This is a genomic window from Enterobacter cloacae complex sp. P13B (assembly GCF_014895915.1).
GTDB classification, from domain to species: domain Bacteria; phylum Pseudomonadota; class Gammaproteobacteria; order Enterobacterales; family Enterobacteriaceae; genus Enterobacter; species Enterobacter bugandensis.
In genome coordinates this window covers 16,769-31,476 of record NZ_JADBQN010000058.1, presented here as the reverse complement: position 1 = coordinate 31,476, position 14,708 = coordinate 16,769, and the positions used below count along the sequence as shown (strand labels likewise).

The window sequence follows — 14,708 nt, the reverse complement described above, 5'->3', positions numbered from 1 at the left end:
CTGATTATGTGAACCACCTTGTAGCGGTTCCGTTGCGTGATTGTTAAAACAATAACCTTTCATTTCCCTTTCAACGGGACACCAACTTTACAGGATGTGACATGCGTCTCTTACTCGCAGAAGATAATCGTGAGCTGGCTCACTGGCTGGAGAAAGCGCTGGTGCAGGAAGGCTTTGCCGTGGACTGCGTCTCCGACGGACGTGCCGCCGACCATCTGCTGCAGGGTGAAAACTACGCGGTCGCTATTCTGGACATCGGCATGCCCGGTTTTGACGGCCTGGAAGTGGTCCACCGCCTCAGAAAACGGGGGCAGACGCTGCCGGTGCTGTTTCTTACCGCCCGCAGCAACGTGGCGGATCGGGTGAAGGGACTGAACGCCGGGGCAGATGACTATCTGCCAAAACCTTTTGAGCTGGAGGAGCTTGACGCGCGTCTGCGCGCCCTGTTGCGCCGAAGCGAGGGTCGAACGCAGGAGCGCCAACGCCTTGGGGAGCTGGAGTATGACGACGAGGGCTTTTTCCTGCTGCGCGATGAACCGCTTTCCCTGACGCCGCGGGAGCTCTCTCTGCTGAAAGTGCTGATGCACCGCCGGACCCGTCCGGTTTCACGACAGCAGCTTTTCGACCAGGTGTTCAGCCTGAACGACGACGTCAGCCCTGAAAGCATCGATCTCTATATTCACCGGCTGCGTAAGAAGCTGACCGGCAGCGGCGTGCGGATAACCACCCTTCGGGGGCTTGGGTACGTGCTGGAGTGCGGCGATGAGGTGGGTTAAGCCGCAGTCGCTCTATCTGCAGCTGTTGCTTTTCCTGGGGCTGCCGCTGCTGCTGCTGTGGGGATTGTCGGCCTTTAACAGCTACGTTAGCGCACTGCAGGCGGCCACGCAGGCCTACGATCGCACGCTGTTATCCTCTGCCCGCACCATCTCCGAGCGGCTGGAGGTGCGCAACGGCAGGCTGGCGGTGGACGTGCCCTGGGTGGTGCTCGACAGCTTTGAGCTCAATATGAACGACCGGCTCTACTATAAGGTGGTCGACCCCGACGGCCGGGTGATCTCCGGCTATGACGATCTGCCGAAGATGCCGCCTGCGACGTCGCGCACCACGCTCTATCCGGCGCTGGCCTGGTTTTACCACACCGAATATCGCGGCCAGGCGATTCGGGTGGCGCGCCTGCTGCAGCCCGTCAATGAAGATAATGTTTTTGGCATGGCGGAGATTTACGTCGCCGAGACGCTCCAGTCCCGCCGCTATCTCGCCAGCCAGTTGCTCTTTTCATCCTGGGTTTCACAGGGGCTGCTGGTGCTGCTGACGCTGGTGCTGACCGCATGGCTGCTGCGCCGCGTGCTGCGCCCAATGCGCCAGCTTTCGTCACTGATGGTGCGGCGCGAGCCGGGCCTGCTCGCACCGCTGCCGGAGCTGCTGCCCTGGTCGGAGACCCGGCTGCTGATAGTCGCCTTTAACCGCTATATCGACCGGCTGCGCGGCGTGCTTTCGCGTCAGGAACGCTTTAACGCGGATGCGTCGCACCAGCTCAAAACGCCGCTGGCGGTGCTTAAAACCCAGGTCTCCGTCGCCCTCGCGCGTCAGGATCCCGCCCTGTGGCAGGAGAGCCTGCGGGCAATGAATGCCACCCTGGACGACACTATCGTGCTCACCGAGCGGCTGCTGCAGCTTTCAGCGGTGAAGGGAAAAGAGCAGGGGGATCGTCATTTTACGCCAGTGGATCTGGTTCAGGTGGTGCAGAACTGCTGCTTTTCCCGGCTGGCGCAGGCGCGGAGCAAGGCGATTGATTTAGGATATGACGGTGTACAGCAGCCGGTCACGATCGAAGGCGATGACGTTCTGCTGGGCGAGCTGTGCGCCAACCTGCTGGAGAACGCGATTAAATATACGCCTGCAGGCGGGACCGTGACCGTATTCCTGCGCGTGGATGGCGGCGCCGTTGAGCTGAGCGTTGAGGACAGCGGCCCCGGCATTGAAGAGGATCAGATCTACCAGGCGATGCAGCCTTTCCACCGTCTGGACAACGTCGGGAACGCCGCCGGTTCCGGGATCGGGCTGGCGCTGGCGGGGGATATCGCCCGGCTGCACCGCAGCCATTTGCAGCTGACTCGCAGCGAAACGCTGGGTGGCCTTTGCGTCAAAATGCGCTTTCTGCTGCTTACGTAAAAAAGCCGGGGGTTTCAAATCGTTACAATCTTCCTGTCCGCCGCACGCAGAGTGCTTGATCCCCCGCAGACTCAGGTTAAAATCTCGCGGTTTTGGGGACTTCTCTATAATTATGCAGGATCGCGATAATGAAAAAAGTGGCATTACTGGGCCTCGGCCTGATGGTTGTATCTGCGGCGGCTAACGCCATTAGCATTAATGGTTCGGCGGGTCAGGACTATACCCACCTCGGTTTTGGCATGGGTACTGACACCTCCGGTCTGGCAATGACCGGCGGCTGGACGCACAACGATGACGACGGCGACGCGGCAAGCCTCGGCCTCGGTCTGAATATTCCTCTTGGCCCATTCCTGGCCACCGTTGGCGGTAAAGGTATCTACACCAACCCGAACGACGGTGATGAAGGGTACGCAGCGGCAGTGGGCGGTGGCCTGCAGTGGAAAATTGGCGACAGCTTCGGCCTGTTTGGCGAGTACTACTACTCTCCGGATTCCCTCTCCAGCGGCATCGACAGCTATGAAGAAGCCAACGCCGGCGCGCGCTGGACCATCATGCGTCCGATTACCATCGAAGCGGGCTACCGTTATCTGAACCTGGCCGGTAAAGACGGCAACCGCGATAACGCGCTGGCTGACGGCCCGTACGTGGGCGTGAGCGCAGGCTTCTAATCGTTCCGGCGCGGCGTTCCGTCGCGCCAGTTTCTCTCATCTCCACCCCGCGTTTGCGCTATAGTGTTTTGACCAAATAAGCGGGAGAACACAATGATTAACGTGGAGATGTTATCCACCGGCGACGAAGTGCTGCACGGACAGATTATTGATACCAATGCTGCCTGGCTTGCCGATCTTTTCTTTGAGCAAGGATTACCGTTAACGCGCCGCAATACGGTAGGAGACAACCTTGAGTCCCTGGTCAGCATTTTGCGCGAGCGTAGCGAACAGTGCGACGTGCTGATCGTGAATGGCGGGCTCGGCCCCACCGGTGACGATCTCAGCGCGCTGGCCGCCGCGACCGCAAAAGGCGAAGGGCTGGTGCTGCACGAGGCGTGGCTTTCGCAGATGGAACGCTTTTTCTCCGAACGTGGTCGCGTCATGGCCCCCAGCAACCGCAAGCAGGCTGAAATTCCCGCCAGCGCCGAGCTGGTTGATAACCCGGTCGGTACCGCATGCGGGTTTGCCATGCAGATGAACCGCTGCCTGATGTTCTTCACGCCGGGCGTGCCCTCCGAATTTAAGGTAATGGTCGAGCAGCAGATCCTGCCGCGCCTTCGCCAGCGTTTTACTCTGCCTGAACCTCCGCTGTGCCTGCGCCTGACCACCTTTGGCCGCTCGGAAAGCGATCTGGCCCAGAGCCTTGACCACCTCCCGCTGCCGCCGGGCGTCTCCATGGGCTATCGCTCCTCTATGCCGATCATTGAACTCAAATTAACAGGACCGGCCACGCAGAAAGAGGCGATGCTGGCCCTGTGGCCTGAGGTGCAGCGCGTGGCGGGCGAAAGCCTGATTTTTGAAGGGACGGAAGGGTTGCCTGAGCAGATTGCAAAACATCTGCAGACTCGCCAGCTCAGCGTGACCTTAAGCGAGCAGTTCACCGGTGGCCTGCTGGCGCTGCAATTGTCGCGCGTCAACGCGCCGCTGCTCGCCAGCGAAGTGGTGCCGTTTCAGCAGGAGACCCTGGCGCAAACCGCCCGCTGGGCTTCCGAAAGAAGGGTGAAGCATTTTGCCGGTCTGGCGCTGTTTGTCGGCGGGCTGGATGAGGATTACCTCAACTTCGCGCTGGCGACGCCGGAAGGCACTTGGGCGCTGCGGGTAAAAATGAGCATCACCCGCCACAGCCTGGCGGTGCGTCAGGAGGTGTGCGCCATGATGGCGCTGAATATGCTGCGCCGCTGGCTCAACGGCAAAGAGGTCGCCAGCGAGCACGGCTGGATTAACGTTGTCGAGTCGCTGTTCGTTGAGTAATGCCTGTGCCGGGGCCTTTCGCCCCGGCAACGTTCAGCCCAGCGCTTTCGCCAGCAGGGTAATCGGATGTTCGCAGCGCTTGCTGGTGGACATCTCAATCTGCCATTTACAGGTTTCGCAGTCCGTCACCACGATATCCGCGCCGCTCTCTTCAATCTGGCGGAACAGCGGGGCGCCAATTGCCTGCGAGGTTTCGTAGTTTTCACGCTTAAAGCCGTAGGTGCCTGCGATGCCGCAGCAGCGCGAATCCAGCACCGTCAGCTCCAGCCCCGGAATTAACCGCAGCAGCTCCAGCGTATAGAGCGACCAGCCCATTTTCTCCATATGACACGGGGTGTGATAGACCACCTTCAGCGGCAATGTTCCCAGCGGCAACGTCTGCCCGCTGTCCAGCTTGCGCCAGAGGAAGCGCGTCGCCAGCTCGATGTGCTCGCGCAGTCCGGCGTTATCCACGTCCAGCAGGTGCGGATACTCATCGCGCAGGGTGAAGGTGCAGGTGGACGACGTCGCCAGCACCGGCATGCCTTTATCGACAATCGCTTCGCGCAGGGAGGTGACGTTGCTTTTGGCCTGCCTGCGCGCTTTATCGGTAAACCCGTTGGCAATCAGCGGCACGCCGCAGCACTTCTCTTTGCTAAGCAGCTGTACGCCTGTTCCCATGGCGTTCAGCACCTTCAGCAGGTCTTTTCCCAGCTGCGGATGGTTGTAGTTCACATAGCAGCCGTGGAAAAAGGCTACCCGATCGTCGTACTGCGCCTGCTGCTCCGCGACGGTTTTATACCAGCGACGGAAGGTGCCGTGAGAATATTTTGGCAGGCTGCGGTGATGGTCTATTTTAAGCGTGGCATCCAGCAGCTGACGCACCGGCTTGAGTGAGGTTGCGGCATTCACCAGCGGGGCAAACGGCGTGGAGACGTTGCCCATCAGATCGGTATGGCTCAGGATCGCATCGCGCAGTGACGGCTTTTGCGTGCTATAGCGCGCCCGGGCGCGCTGGATGATGTCGCCGATTTTCACGTCCGACGGGCAGGCGACCTCGCAGCGCTTGCAGTTGATGCAGTATTTCAGCGCCTCGTCGTAAAGCCTGCCATCCTTCAGGCGCAGGCGCTCGCCGTCCGGCCCGGCCTGCTTTGGCCCAGGGTAGCGCGGGTTTACGCCGCTGACCGGGCAGACGGTGGTACAGACCGTGCATTTAATGCAGCTTTCGAAACGGGTGTCGTTCATTGTTCAGCCTCCACGCGCTGGATAATCTGCTCGGCTACATACAGCGCCGTGACGGCGCAAACCCCGCCGCCGCATCCCTGGGGGATCGGATCGTATCCGCCCAGCAGCGAGCCGATGGCAAAAAGATTATCGACGGGCATACCGGAAAGCTGCGGATGTAGCCGGTTATCGACAATTACGCCAAACTGCTGCCAGGGCTGCGGCGTGAAGAAATCACACTGATACCAGTCCGTGCGGGAAGCGGTTTGCCGCACATCCAGCCCCATAATCGCTTCCCGGATGCCCTCCCGGCTGCTCAGCAGCCCGTTGCTGAAGAAGCTTCCGCTCGCCAGCACCGTATAGCGGGCGCGAAGCGGAATATCCTCGTGGTTGCGCGTCCAGATTTCGCTCACCGCGCCGTCGGTCAGGGTGATTTTTTTCACCTCGTCACCCGCCATCCACACGCCGCCCTGCGCAACAAACTGGCGCTGAAGCTGGGTGTGCAGACGAATGCCGGGTACGGAAGGGGGAAGCGTCGGCAGTAAACCGAGCGTGCAGGGCAGACGATCCGAGAGCCAGCGCCAGAGCCGGTTGTCGTTTAAACCAAAGCAGGCGGGCATTAACAGGGCATCGCAGGTTTCACCGAGCGGCCTGAGCGCGTCATACAGCAGCGGCCATTTGTCCTCGTTATCCAGAAAACGGGCGATATTCACCGCGCGAAACTCGCTCGGGTTATCGCGCAGGATATCCAGCTCGGGCAGCTCTATTTCTGCCGTGTCGGCGTTGATGCCCTGGCGACAGAGCGAGGCCGCCGCGAGATGGGGTTGAAAATCCAGAAAGCCGCTAATACCCACCACCCGCACTCGTCCCGCGCTGACGGGGGCCACGGGGACTTCCTCCGGGCTGAGCCACGCGGAGCGCAGGGTGCCGAGCGGCGTGATGCGCTGGTGATTTTGCCTGGCGCTTCCCTTCAGACGCGCTCCGCAGCCCGCCAGCAGCGCTTCGGCTTCCAGCGCAAAGCGGTCAATATGCTGCGCGCCAACCAGGTGATAGGGGTGCTCCGGCGGCAGCCTGTCGCGGTACGCTTCGTCCACCAGATCCAGCGATCCCGACGAGAAGTGCAGGGCGCTCTGGCCGCGGGTGATAATGGCGCAGCGCAGCCCCTGCTTCGTGAGTTTGATGCCGCAGAGCAAGCCTGCCAGCCCGCCGCCGACGATTACGGTATCAAATTTCATCGTGTTGCTCCTTCTCCAGGCCGCAAAGCCCCTGATAGACCCAGCGGGTAAATTCGCTTTCGCGCAGGGCATCACCCCAGGCGACAGGCTGAATGCCTTTCCAGCGCTCGTTCAAAAACGCGCTGAGCTGATCGAGCGACTGGGTGGCGGTGGTGGTATGAAAACGCTGCAGCAGCCCGGCGGCACGACAGGCGCACAGCTCGCCCTGACAGGTCCCCATTCCGACGCGGGTGCGGCGGCGGAGATCCAACAGGCTGTTGACCGTCAGGTTCTCTACCGCGTACTGCACTTCGCCTGCGGTCACGGCTTCGCACTCGCACACCAGGCTGCGGCTCAGTCGTCCTTCACCGAGCCACTGCGGGGTTCTGTCGCCGTGGCGGTAGATGGCCGAACCGCGCAGCGGCGCGGGCAGGGAGATGATTTTTTGCAGCGTTTTTTCGGTAGACTGGCGCGATCCCGGCAGCGGCTGTTCTGCGGTAACGCACGGTTCGGTATTTCCGAGCTTGCGGCAGACGGCATCGGTCGCCCACTCGGCCATCAGCCGGTAGGTCATCAGCTTGCCGCCGGTAATGGTGATAAACCCGTCCATGCCGTCGCGCTCGGCGTGATCGAGCAGCACGATGCCCCGGCTGACGTTACGTCCGCTCGGATCGTTATCGCTGGCGACAAGGGGACGCACGCCCGCGTAGGCGCGCAGAATACGCGTCTGCGCCATCACCGGCGCCAGCTTTTCCCCTTCGCGTAGCAGAATATCTACTTCTTCGGCGGTGACCCGGTTGACGTCAATGTCGCTGTAGTCAACGTGCGTTGACGTCGTACCGATGAGCGAAATGGTGTCGCCCGGCACCAGAATGTCGGCGTCAGACGGTTTGCGGCAGCGGTTGATGACGTGGTTATTGATGCGGTGGTCAAGGATCAGCAGCGAACCTTTGGCCGGGAACATGCGGATGGATAAATCGGCGTATTCCGCGATGCGCTGGCCCCAGATCCCCGCCGCGTTGACCACCACGGCGGCGTGCAGCTCGCTGTGCTCGTTGTACTGCGTATCAAACACCCGCACGCCGCAGATGCGATGACCCTCGCGGATAAGCCCGGTCACTTCATGTCCGGTCAGAATGCGCGCGCCATGCTCGCGGGCGTCCAGCATGTTGGCGGCGGTCAGGCGGAACGGATCGACGGTGCCGTCAGGCACCTTCACCGCGCCGATCAGCGTCGGGTTCACCGACGGCTCCAGCCGCCGGGCCAGCGCCGGATCCATGGCCTCCGCCTGAATGCCCGCTGCAGTACAGGCGGTTATAAAGGTTGACTGAAAGGCAAGGTCATCTTCGGGAAGGGTAATAAAGAGGCCGTCGGTTGGCTCTATGCAGTGTCGGGCGATACGCTTGAGGATCTGGTTTTCAGCGATACATTCGCGCGCGGATTCACCGTCGGTGACCGCATACCGCGCGCCGCTGTGCAGCAGGCCGTGGTTACGCCCCGTCGCGCCGGTGGCGATATCGTGGCGCTCCAGAAGCGTGACGCTTAAGCCGCGAAGGGCGCAGTCGCGTGCGATGCCGGCGCCGGTTGCGCCACCGCCAATGATAATCACATCGCTGTAGCGTGGATCGTGAATTGTCATTGCCTTTCCTCTATGTTCGTTTTTTAGCATTTAGCCACATAGATCGTGTGGTTTGTTTGATTTCGAACATAAACGCGCGAAATTCGAAACTGAAACGTGATTTCATGCGCTTTTTTGCGCATTCTGTCATATTTCTGTAACAATCTGTGCGTTGATTCACAGTAACAAACCGCATGTTTTTTTAACATCCCCGCCTCTGTAACCGGGCGCGAGATGCCTGGTCATTTTTTGAAAGGCCACGGAGGCTGTTATGCTCAGTATCTTCAAACCTGCGCCGCATCGGGCGCGACTGCCAGAGGCAGAGATCGATCCTCTCTACCGCCGTCTGCGTTGGCAAATCTTCCTCGGGATCTTCTTCGGGTATGCGGCGTACTATCTTGTACGTAAAAACTTTGCGCTCGCCATGCCGTATCTGGTGGAGCAGGGCTTCTCTCGCGGCGACCTGGGCTTCGCGCTGTCGGGGATCTCCATCGCCTACGGTTTTTCTAAATTCATCATGGGTTCCGTGTCGGACCGTTCGAATCCGCGCGTGTTCCTGCCCGCCGGTCTGATCCTCGCGGCAGCGGTCATGCTGTTCATGGGCTTTGTGCCGTGGGCGACGTCCAGCATTGCCATCATGTTCGTGCTGCTGTTCCTCTGCGGCTGGTTCCAGGGGATGGGGTGGCCGCCGTGCGGACGTACCATGGTGCACTGGTGGTCGCAGAAGGAGCGTGGCGGCATTGTGTCGGTGTGGAACTGCGCGCATAACGTCGGGGGCGGGCTTCCACCTCTGCTGTTCCTGCTGGGGATGGCCTGGTTCAACGACTGGCACGCGGCGCTCTACATGCCTGCCTTTGGTGCTATTCTGGTGGCGATTATTGCCTTCGCCCTGATGCGCGACACGCCGCAGTCCTGCGGGCTGCCGCCAATCGAAGAGTACAAAAACGACTATCCGGATGACTACAGCGAGAAGCACGAAGAAGAGCTGACCGCGAAACAGATCTTCATGAAGTACGTGCTGCCGAACAAGCTGCTGTGGTACATCGCGGTGGCGAACGTGTTCGTATATCTGCTGCGCTACGGCATCCTCGACTGGTCCCCGACCTACCTGAAAGAGGTGAAGCACTTCGCGCTGGATAAATCCTCCTGGGCGTACTTCCTGTATGAATATGCCGGGATCCCGGGCACGCTGATTTGCGGCTGGATGTCGGACAAAGTGTTTAAAGGCAACCGCGGCGCAACGGGCGTGTTCTTTATGACCCTGGTGACCATCGCGACTGTCGTTTACTGGCTTAACCCGCCGGGTAACCCATCAGTAGACATGGCCTGTATGATCGTTATCGGCTTCCTGATTTACGGCCCGGTGATGCTGATCGGTCTGCACGCGCTTGAGCTGGCGCCGAAAAAAGCGGCGGGCACGGCGGCAGGCTTTACCGGTCTGTTTGGCTACCTCGGCGGTTCCGTCGCGGCGAGCGCTATCGTGGGCTACACCGTTGACTTCTTCGGCTGGGACGGCGGCTTTATGGTGATGATTGGCGGTAGCGTGCTGGCGGTTCTGCTGCTGGTTGTTGTGATGATCGGCGAGAAACGTCACCACGCGGAAGTGCTGGCGCGTCGTCAATAAGGAGCATTGCGATGAAATTAACTCCATTAACCACCGGCCTGCTGCTGGCAGGCCTGATGACTGGCTCTGCCCTGGCGGCGGATAAAATCGTTATCGCCCACCGCGGTGCCAGCGGCTATCTGCCGGAGCATACGCTGCCGGCGAAAGCGATGGCCTATGCCCAGGGGGCGGATTACCTGGAGCAGGATCTGGTGATGACGAAGGACGACCAGCTGGTCGTCCTGCATGACCACTATCTTGACCGCGTGACGGACGTGGCAGAGCGTTTCCCGGACCGCGCGCGCAAAGATGGTCGTTACTACGCCATCGACTTTACCCTGGATGAAATTCGCTCTCTGAAGTTTACCGAAGGCTTTGAGATTGAAAACGGCAAGAAGGTGCAGGTCTACCCGGGACGCTTCCCGATGGGCAAATCTGACTTCCGGATCCATACCTTCCAGGAAGAGATTGAGTTTGTTCAGGGGCTGAACCACTCGACCGGTAAAAACATCGGTATCTACCCGGAAATCAAAGCGCCGTGGTTCCACCATCAGGAAGGGAAGGACATTGCCGCGAAGACGCTGGAGGTGCTGAAACAGTACGGCTATACCAGCAAGAAGGACAAAGTTTACCTGCAGTGTTTTGACGCCGCCGAGCTGAAGCGCATCAAAACCGAGCTGGAGCCGAAGATGGGGATGGATCTCAATCTGGTGCAGCTGATTTCCTACACCGACTGGAATGAAACCCAGGAGAAGCAGCCGGACGGGAAGTGGGTGAACTACAGCTACGACTGGATGTTCAAGCCGGGCGCGATGAAGCAGATTGCGCAGTACGCTGACGGCATCGGGCCGGATTATCACATGCTGGTGGCGGAAGGCTCAACGCCTGGCCACGTGAAGCTGACGGCGATGGTGAAAGAGGCGCACGCCAGCAAGATGCAGGTGCATCCGTACACGGTGCGTGCCGATCAGCTGCCGCCATATGCCACCGATGTGAATCAGCTTTACGAGGTGTTGTATAAGCAGGCGGACGTGGACGGGCTGTTTACGGATTTCCCGGATAAAGCGGTGACGTTCTTAAAATAGAAAAAAGGGCCGTAAGGCCCTCTTTTACATCTCGATCTCAATATCGCCTTTTGCCCGGCAGCAGCAGGGCAAAATTTCCCCTTCACTGATAAAGGCCAGCGGTTCGGTCAGCCAGTCCACCTGGCCTGCAACCAGACGGCAGCGGCAGGAGCCGCAATAGCCTTCACGACACTGGTACTCTACCTCCACCTGATGCGCTTCAAGCGCCACCAGCAGGGAAGGGTGTTCTTCCTGGCACAGCACTTCGGTGCCAGAAAGGCTCAGCGTTACGCGCGTCATCAGAGCTGGAAGTCGCTCAGGTCGTCGGTGTTGACTTCAGAATCAATCTGACCGACCAGATAAGAGCTCACTTCCACTTCCTGCGGCGCAACCTGCACGTTATCGGATACCAGCCAGGTGTTGATCCACGGAATCGGGTTAGAGCGCGTCTGGAACGGCAGGTCCAGACCAACCGCCTGCATGCGGATGTTGGTGATGTACTCCACGTACTGGCACAGAATATCTTTGTTCAGGCCAATCATGGAGCCGTCGCGGAACAGGTAGTCTGCCCACTCTTTCTCCTGCTGCGCCGCCAGCACGAACAGGTCGTAGCACTCCTGCTTGCACTCTTCAGCGATTTCCGCCATCTCCGGGTCGTCCGTACCGCTGCGCAGCAGGTTCAGCATGTGCTGGGTGCCGGTCAGGTGCAGGGCTTCGTCACGAGCGATCAGACGGATGATTTTGGCGTTGCCTTCCATCAGCTTGCGCTCGGCAAAGGCGAAGGAGCAGGCGAAGCTCACGTAGAAGCGGATCGCTTCCAGCGCGTTAACGCTCATCAGGCAGAGGTACAGCTGCTTTTTCAGCGCGCGCAGGTTCACGGTAACGGTTTTGCCGTTCACGCTGTGGGTGCCTTCGCCCAGCAGATGCCAGTAGCTGGTCATCTCGATCAGCTCGTCGTAGTAGTGCGCAATGCCTTCCGCGCGCTTCTGGATCTGCTCGTTAGTGACGATATCGTCAAACACCACCGCCGGATCGTTCACGATGTTGCGGATGATGTGGGTATAAGAGCGGGAGTGGATCGTCTCGGAGAACGCCCAGGTTTCCACCCACGTTTCCAGCTCAGGAATCGAGATCAGCGGCAACAGCGCCACGTTCGGGCTACGGCCCTGAATGGAGTCCAGCAGCGTCTGGTACTTCAGATTGCTGATGAAGATATGCTTTTCGTGATCCGGCAGCGACTGGTAATCAATACGGTCGCGGGAAACGTCAACTTCTTCCGGACGCCAGAAGAAGGAGAGTTGCTTTTCAATCAGCTTTTCGAAGATGTCATATTTTTGCTGATCGTAGCGTGCCACGTTGACCGGCTGGCCGAAGAACATTGGCTCTTTGAGCTGGTCGTTTTTCGTCTGTGAAAAGGTGGTATATGCCATGAGTGTGTCCTGTCTTACGAAATAAAGGCGGGGATATCCCCGCCCTTCATTAGATCTTACATGCGCCGCTTTCGCAGCCATCGTCCTGAATTGACGGTACCAGGTCGTCCTGCGCGTCTTCTGCACCGTCACGGGTGTTGTGATAGTACAGCGTTTTCACGCCAAATTTGTAGGCGGTCAGCAGGTCTTTCAACAGCTGCTGCATTGGTACCTTGCCGGACGGGAAGCGCGTCGGGTCGTAGTTAGTATTGGCAGAGATCGACTGGTCGATAAACTTCTGCATGATACCCACCAGCTGCAGGTAGCCGTCGTTGTTTGGCATCTCCCACAGCAGCTCGTAGTTGTTGCCCAGCGTTTCGTAATCCGGCACCACCTGACGCAGCACGCCGTCTTTCGACGCTTTAATGCTGACGTGGCCGCGCGGTGGCTCAATACCGTTGGTGGCGTTGGAGATCTGCGAAGAGGTCTCGGACGGCATCAGGGCAGAGAGCGTGGAGTTACGCAGGCCGTGCGTTTTGATGGACTCGCGCAGGCCTTCCCAGTCCAGGTGCAGCGGCTCGCTGACGATCGCATCCAGGTCTTTCTTATAGGTGTCGATCGGCAGAATGCCTTTTGCGTAGGTGGTTTCGTTGAACCACGGGCACGCGCCTTGCTCTTTCGCCAGCTCGTTAGAGGCTTTCATCAGGTAGTACTGAATCGCTTCGAACGTCTGGTGCGTCAGGTTGTTAGCGCTGCCGTCGGAGTAACGCTTGCCGTTTTTCGCCAGCCAGTAGGCGAAGTTGATCACGCCGATACCCAGGGTACGACGGCCCATTGCGCCGCGTTTAGCGGCCGGGATTGGGTAATCCTGGTAGTCCAGCAGGGCATCCAGCGCACGTACCGCCAGCACGGCCAGCTCTTCCAGCTCTTCCAAGCTCTTAATCGCACCCAGGTTGAACGCGGAGAGCGTACACAGGGCGATTTCGCCGTTTTCGTCGTTCACGTCTTCCAGCGGTTTGGTCGGCAGGGCGATCTCCAGGCACAGGTTAGACTGGCGCACTGGCGCAACCGCCGGATCAAACGGGCTGTGGGTGTTGCAGTGGTCAACGTTCTGGATGTAGATACGGCCGGTAGAGGCGCGCTCCTGCATCATCAGGGAGAACAGGTCTACCGCCTTCAGGCGCTGTTTACGGATGCTGTCGTCTTTTTCATATTTGGTGTACAGACGCTCGAACTCGTCCTGATCGGCGAAGAACGCGTCATACAGGCCCGGGACGTCGGACGGGCTGAACAGGGTGATGTCTTCCCCTTTCAGCAGACGGGTGTACATCAGCTTGTTGATCTGCACGCCGTAGTCCATGTGACGCACGCGGTTGCCTTCCACGCCGCGGTTGTTTTTCAGTACCAGCAGGCTTTCCACTTCCAGGTGCCACATTGGGTAGAACAGGGTCGCTGCGCCGCCGCGCACGCCGCCCTGCGAGCAGGATTTTACCGCCGTCTGGAAGTGCTTATAGAACGGGATACAGCCGGTGTGGAACGCTTCACCGCCGCGAATCGGGCTGCCCAGCGCGCGGATGCGACCGGCGTTGATGCCGATACCGGCACGCTGGGAGACGTATTTCACGATGGCGCTGGAGGTGGCGTTGATGGAATCCAGGCTGTCACCACACTCGATCAGTACGCAGGAGCTGAACTGACGGGTAGGGGTGCGCACGCCAGACATGATCGGCGTTGGCAGAGAAATTTTGAACGTCGATACCGCATCGTAGAAACGCTTCACGTAGTCCAGACGGGTGTCGCGCGGGTAGTTTGAGAACAGGCAGGCGGCCACCAGAATATAGAGGAACTGGGCGCTTTCGTAGATCTCACCGGTCACACGGTTCTGAACCAGGTATTTGCCCTCGAGCTGCTTCACCGCCGCGTAGGAGAAGTTCATGTCGCGCCAGTGATCGATAAACCCGTTCATCTGCTCGAACTCTTCTTCCGTATAGTCTTCCAGCAGATGCGTGTCGTATTTGCCCAGTTCAACCATTTTCACCACGTGATCGTAAAGCTTCGGCGGCTCGAACTGGCCGTAGGCTTTCTTACGCAGGTGGAAAATCGCCAGACGCGCAGCGAGGTACTGATAATCCGGTGCGTCGCGGGAGATCAGATCCGCCGCTGCTTTGATAATGGTTTCGTGGATATCAGACGTTTTGATGCCGTCGTAGAACTGAATGTGAGAACGCAGTTCAACCTGGGATATAGATACGTTATTCAGTCCTTCTGCTGCCCAGTCGAGAACTCGATGGATTTTGTCCAGATTGATACGCTCGGTAGTACCGTCGCGCTTTGTCACCAGCAGACTCTGATTCATGTGGGTTTTACCTGTCCGTGAAATAAAAAATATCCCCCGTTTATCCACAGATCCGTCTTGTGACTAACTCTGTGGATAAATACTACATATAGGGGGTTTGCGATAAGA

12 protein-coding genes are annotated in these 14,708 nt (G+C 59.1%); 6 read left to right on the top strand and 6 right to left on the bottom strand.

Features of this window, described 5'->3' with window-relative positions; genetic code table 11:
• The first annotated feature begins 101 nt into the window (after window positions 1-101).
• The 4 genes from tctD to IM273_RS20970 all read left to right on the top strand — a co-directional run bounded on the left by tctD (window position 102) and on the right by IM273_RS20970 (window position 4,133).
• Complete coding sequence (tctD, locus tag IM273_RS20985; RefSeq protein ID WP_028013915.1) at window positions 102-776, top strand: transcriptional regulator TctD; 675 nt, start codon at window positions 102-104, stop codon at window positions 774-776.
• Complete coding sequence (locus tag IM273_RS20980) at window positions 763-2,172, top strand: sensor histidine kinase (RefSeq protein ID WP_059355181.1); 1,410 nt, start codon at window positions 763-765, stop codon at window positions 2,170-2,172. Before tctD ends, IM273_RS20980 begins: the two co-directional genes overlap by 14 nt.
• A 128-nt stretch (window positions 2,173-2,300) precedes the next feature.
• Complete coding sequence (locus IM273_RS20975; RefSeq protein ID WP_028013913.1) at window positions 2,301-2,840, top strand: YfaZ family outer membrane protein; 540 nt, start codon at window positions 2,301-2,303, stop codon at window positions 2,838-2,840.
• 93 nt (window positions 2,841-2,933) lie between these two features.
• Window positions 2,934-4,133 carry a nicotinamide mononucleotide deamidase-related protein YfaY gene (locus IM273_RS20970; RefSeq protein WP_045259706.1) on the top strand — a complete coding sequence of 400 codons (1,200 nt, stop codon included), beginning with the start codon at window positions 2,934-2,936 and terminating at the stop codon, window positions 4,131-4,133.
• A gap of 33 nt (window positions 4,134-4,166) precedes the next feature.
• On the opposite strand, the gene glpC is transcribed toward IM273_RS20970, so the two are convergent.
• The 3 genes from glpC to glpA are packed head-to-tail and all read right to left on the bottom strand — an operon-like array spanning window position 4,167 to window position 8,189.
• Window positions 4,167-5,357 (bottom strand): anaerobic glycerol-3-phosphate dehydrogenase subunit GlpC, encoded by a 1,191-nt coding sequence (gene glpC / locus IM273_RS20965; RefSeq protein ID WP_193050954.1) that lies wholly within the window; start codon window positions 5,355-5,357, stop codon window positions 4,167-4,169.
• Window positions 5,354-6,571, bottom strand: coding sequence for a glycerol-3-phosphate dehydrogenase subunit GlpB (gene glpB / locus IM273_RS20960; RefSeq protein ID WP_193050952.1), 1,218 nt, complete (start codon window positions 6,569-6,571; stop codon window positions 5,354-5,356). The genes glpC and glpB overlap by 4 nt, the downstream gene beginning before the upstream one ends.
• Window positions 6,561-8,189: an anaerobic glycerol-3-phosphate dehydrogenase subunit A gene (gene glpA / locus IM273_RS20955; protein ID WP_028013909.1), complete on the bottom strand. Its 1,629-nt coding sequence runs from the start codon at window positions 8,187-8,189 to the stop codon at window positions 6,561-6,563. The genes glpB and glpA overlap by 11 nt, the downstream gene beginning before the upstream one ends.
• Before the next feature lie 250 nt (window positions 8,190-8,439).
• Here glpA and glpT point away from each other — a divergent pair, with 250 nt between their 5' ends.
• Entirely contained in the window at window positions 8,440-9,792 is a 1,353-nt protein-coding gene (glpT, locus tag IM273_RS20950; protein WP_028013908.1) for a glycerol-3-phosphate transporter, read from the top strand.
• Window positions 9,793-9,803: 11 nt separating this feature from the next.
• Complete coding sequence (glpQ, locus tag IM273_RS20945; RefSeq protein ID WP_193050951.1) at window positions 9,804-10,856, top strand: glycerophosphodiester phosphodiesterase; 1,053 nt, start codon at window positions 9,804-9,806, stop codon at window positions 10,854-10,856.
• A gap of 24 nt (window positions 10,857-10,880) precedes the next feature.
• On the opposite strand, the gene yfaE is transcribed toward glpQ, so the two are convergent.
• Genes yfaE through nrdA form a run of 3 tightly spaced genes read right to left on the bottom strand, consistent with a single transcriptional unit; the run spans window position 10,881 to window position 14,600 of the window.
• Window positions 10,881-11,135, bottom strand: coding sequence for a class I ribonucleotide reductase maintenance protein YfaE (gene yfaE / locus IM273_RS20940; RefSeq protein ID WP_010433414.1), 255 nt, complete (start codon window positions 11,133-11,135; stop codon window positions 10,881-10,883).
• A complete protein-coding gene (gene nrdB / locus IM273_RS20935; protein ID WP_041908962.1) occupies window positions 11,135-12,265 on the bottom strand; it encodes a class Ia ribonucleoside-diphosphate reductase subunit beta in 1,131 nt (376 codons plus the stop codon). Before nrdB ends, yfaE begins: the two co-directional genes overlap by 1 nt.
• Before the next feature lie 49 nt (window positions 12,266-12,314).
• Window positions 12,315-14,600: a class 1a ribonucleoside-diphosphate reductase subunit alpha gene (gene nrdA / locus IM273_RS20930; protein WP_193050950.1), complete on the bottom strand. Its 2,286-nt coding sequence runs from the start codon at window positions 14,598-14,600 to the stop codon at window positions 12,315-12,317.
• Window positions 14,601-14,708: the final 108 nt, after the last annotated feature.

Coding starts and splice junctions, on each gene's coding strand:
- yfaE (WP_010433414.1), bottom strand. CDS start 11,135: ATGACGCGCGTAACGCTGAGCCTTTCTGGCACCGAAGTGCTGTGCCAG.
- IM273_RS20975 (WP_028013913.1), top strand. CDS start 2,301: ATGAAAAAAGTGGCATTACTGGGCCTCGGCCTGATGGTTGTATCTGCG.
- glpC (WP_193050954.1), bottom strand. CDS start 5,357: ATGAACGACACCCGTTTCGAAAGCTGCATTAAATGCACGGTCTGTACC.
- IM273_RS20980 (WP_059355181.1), top strand. CDS start 763: ATGAGGTGGGTTAAGCCGCAGTCGCTCTATCTGCAGCTGTTGCTTTTC.
- tctD (WP_028013915.1), top strand. CDS start 102: ATGCGTCTCTTACTCGCAGAAGATAATCGTGAGCTGGCTCACTGGCTG.
- glpB (WP_193050952.1), bottom strand. CDS start 6,571: ATGAAATTTGATACCGTAATCGTCGGCGGCGGGCTGGCAGGCTTGCTC.
- nrdA (WP_193050950.1), bottom strand. CDS start 14,600: ATGAATCAGAGTCTGCTGGTGACAAAGCGCGACGGTACTACCGAGCGT.
- glpA (WP_028013909.1), bottom strand. CDS start 8,189: ATGACAATTCACGATCCACGCTACAGCGATGTGATTATCATTGGCGGT.
- glpQ (WP_193050951.1), top strand. CDS start 9,804: ATGAAATTAACTCCATTAACCACCGGCCTGCTGCTGGCAGGCCTGATG.
- IM273_RS20970 (WP_045259706.1), top strand. CDS start 2,934: ATGATTAACGTGGAGATGTTATCCACCGGCGACGAAGTGCTGCACGGA.
- glpT (WP_028013908.1), top strand. CDS start 8,440: ATGCTCAGTATCTTCAAACCTGCGCCGCATCGGGCGCGACTGCCAGAG.
- nrdB (WP_041908962.1), bottom strand. CDS start 12,265: ATGGCATATACCACCTTTTCACAGACGAAAAACGACCAGCTCAAAGAG.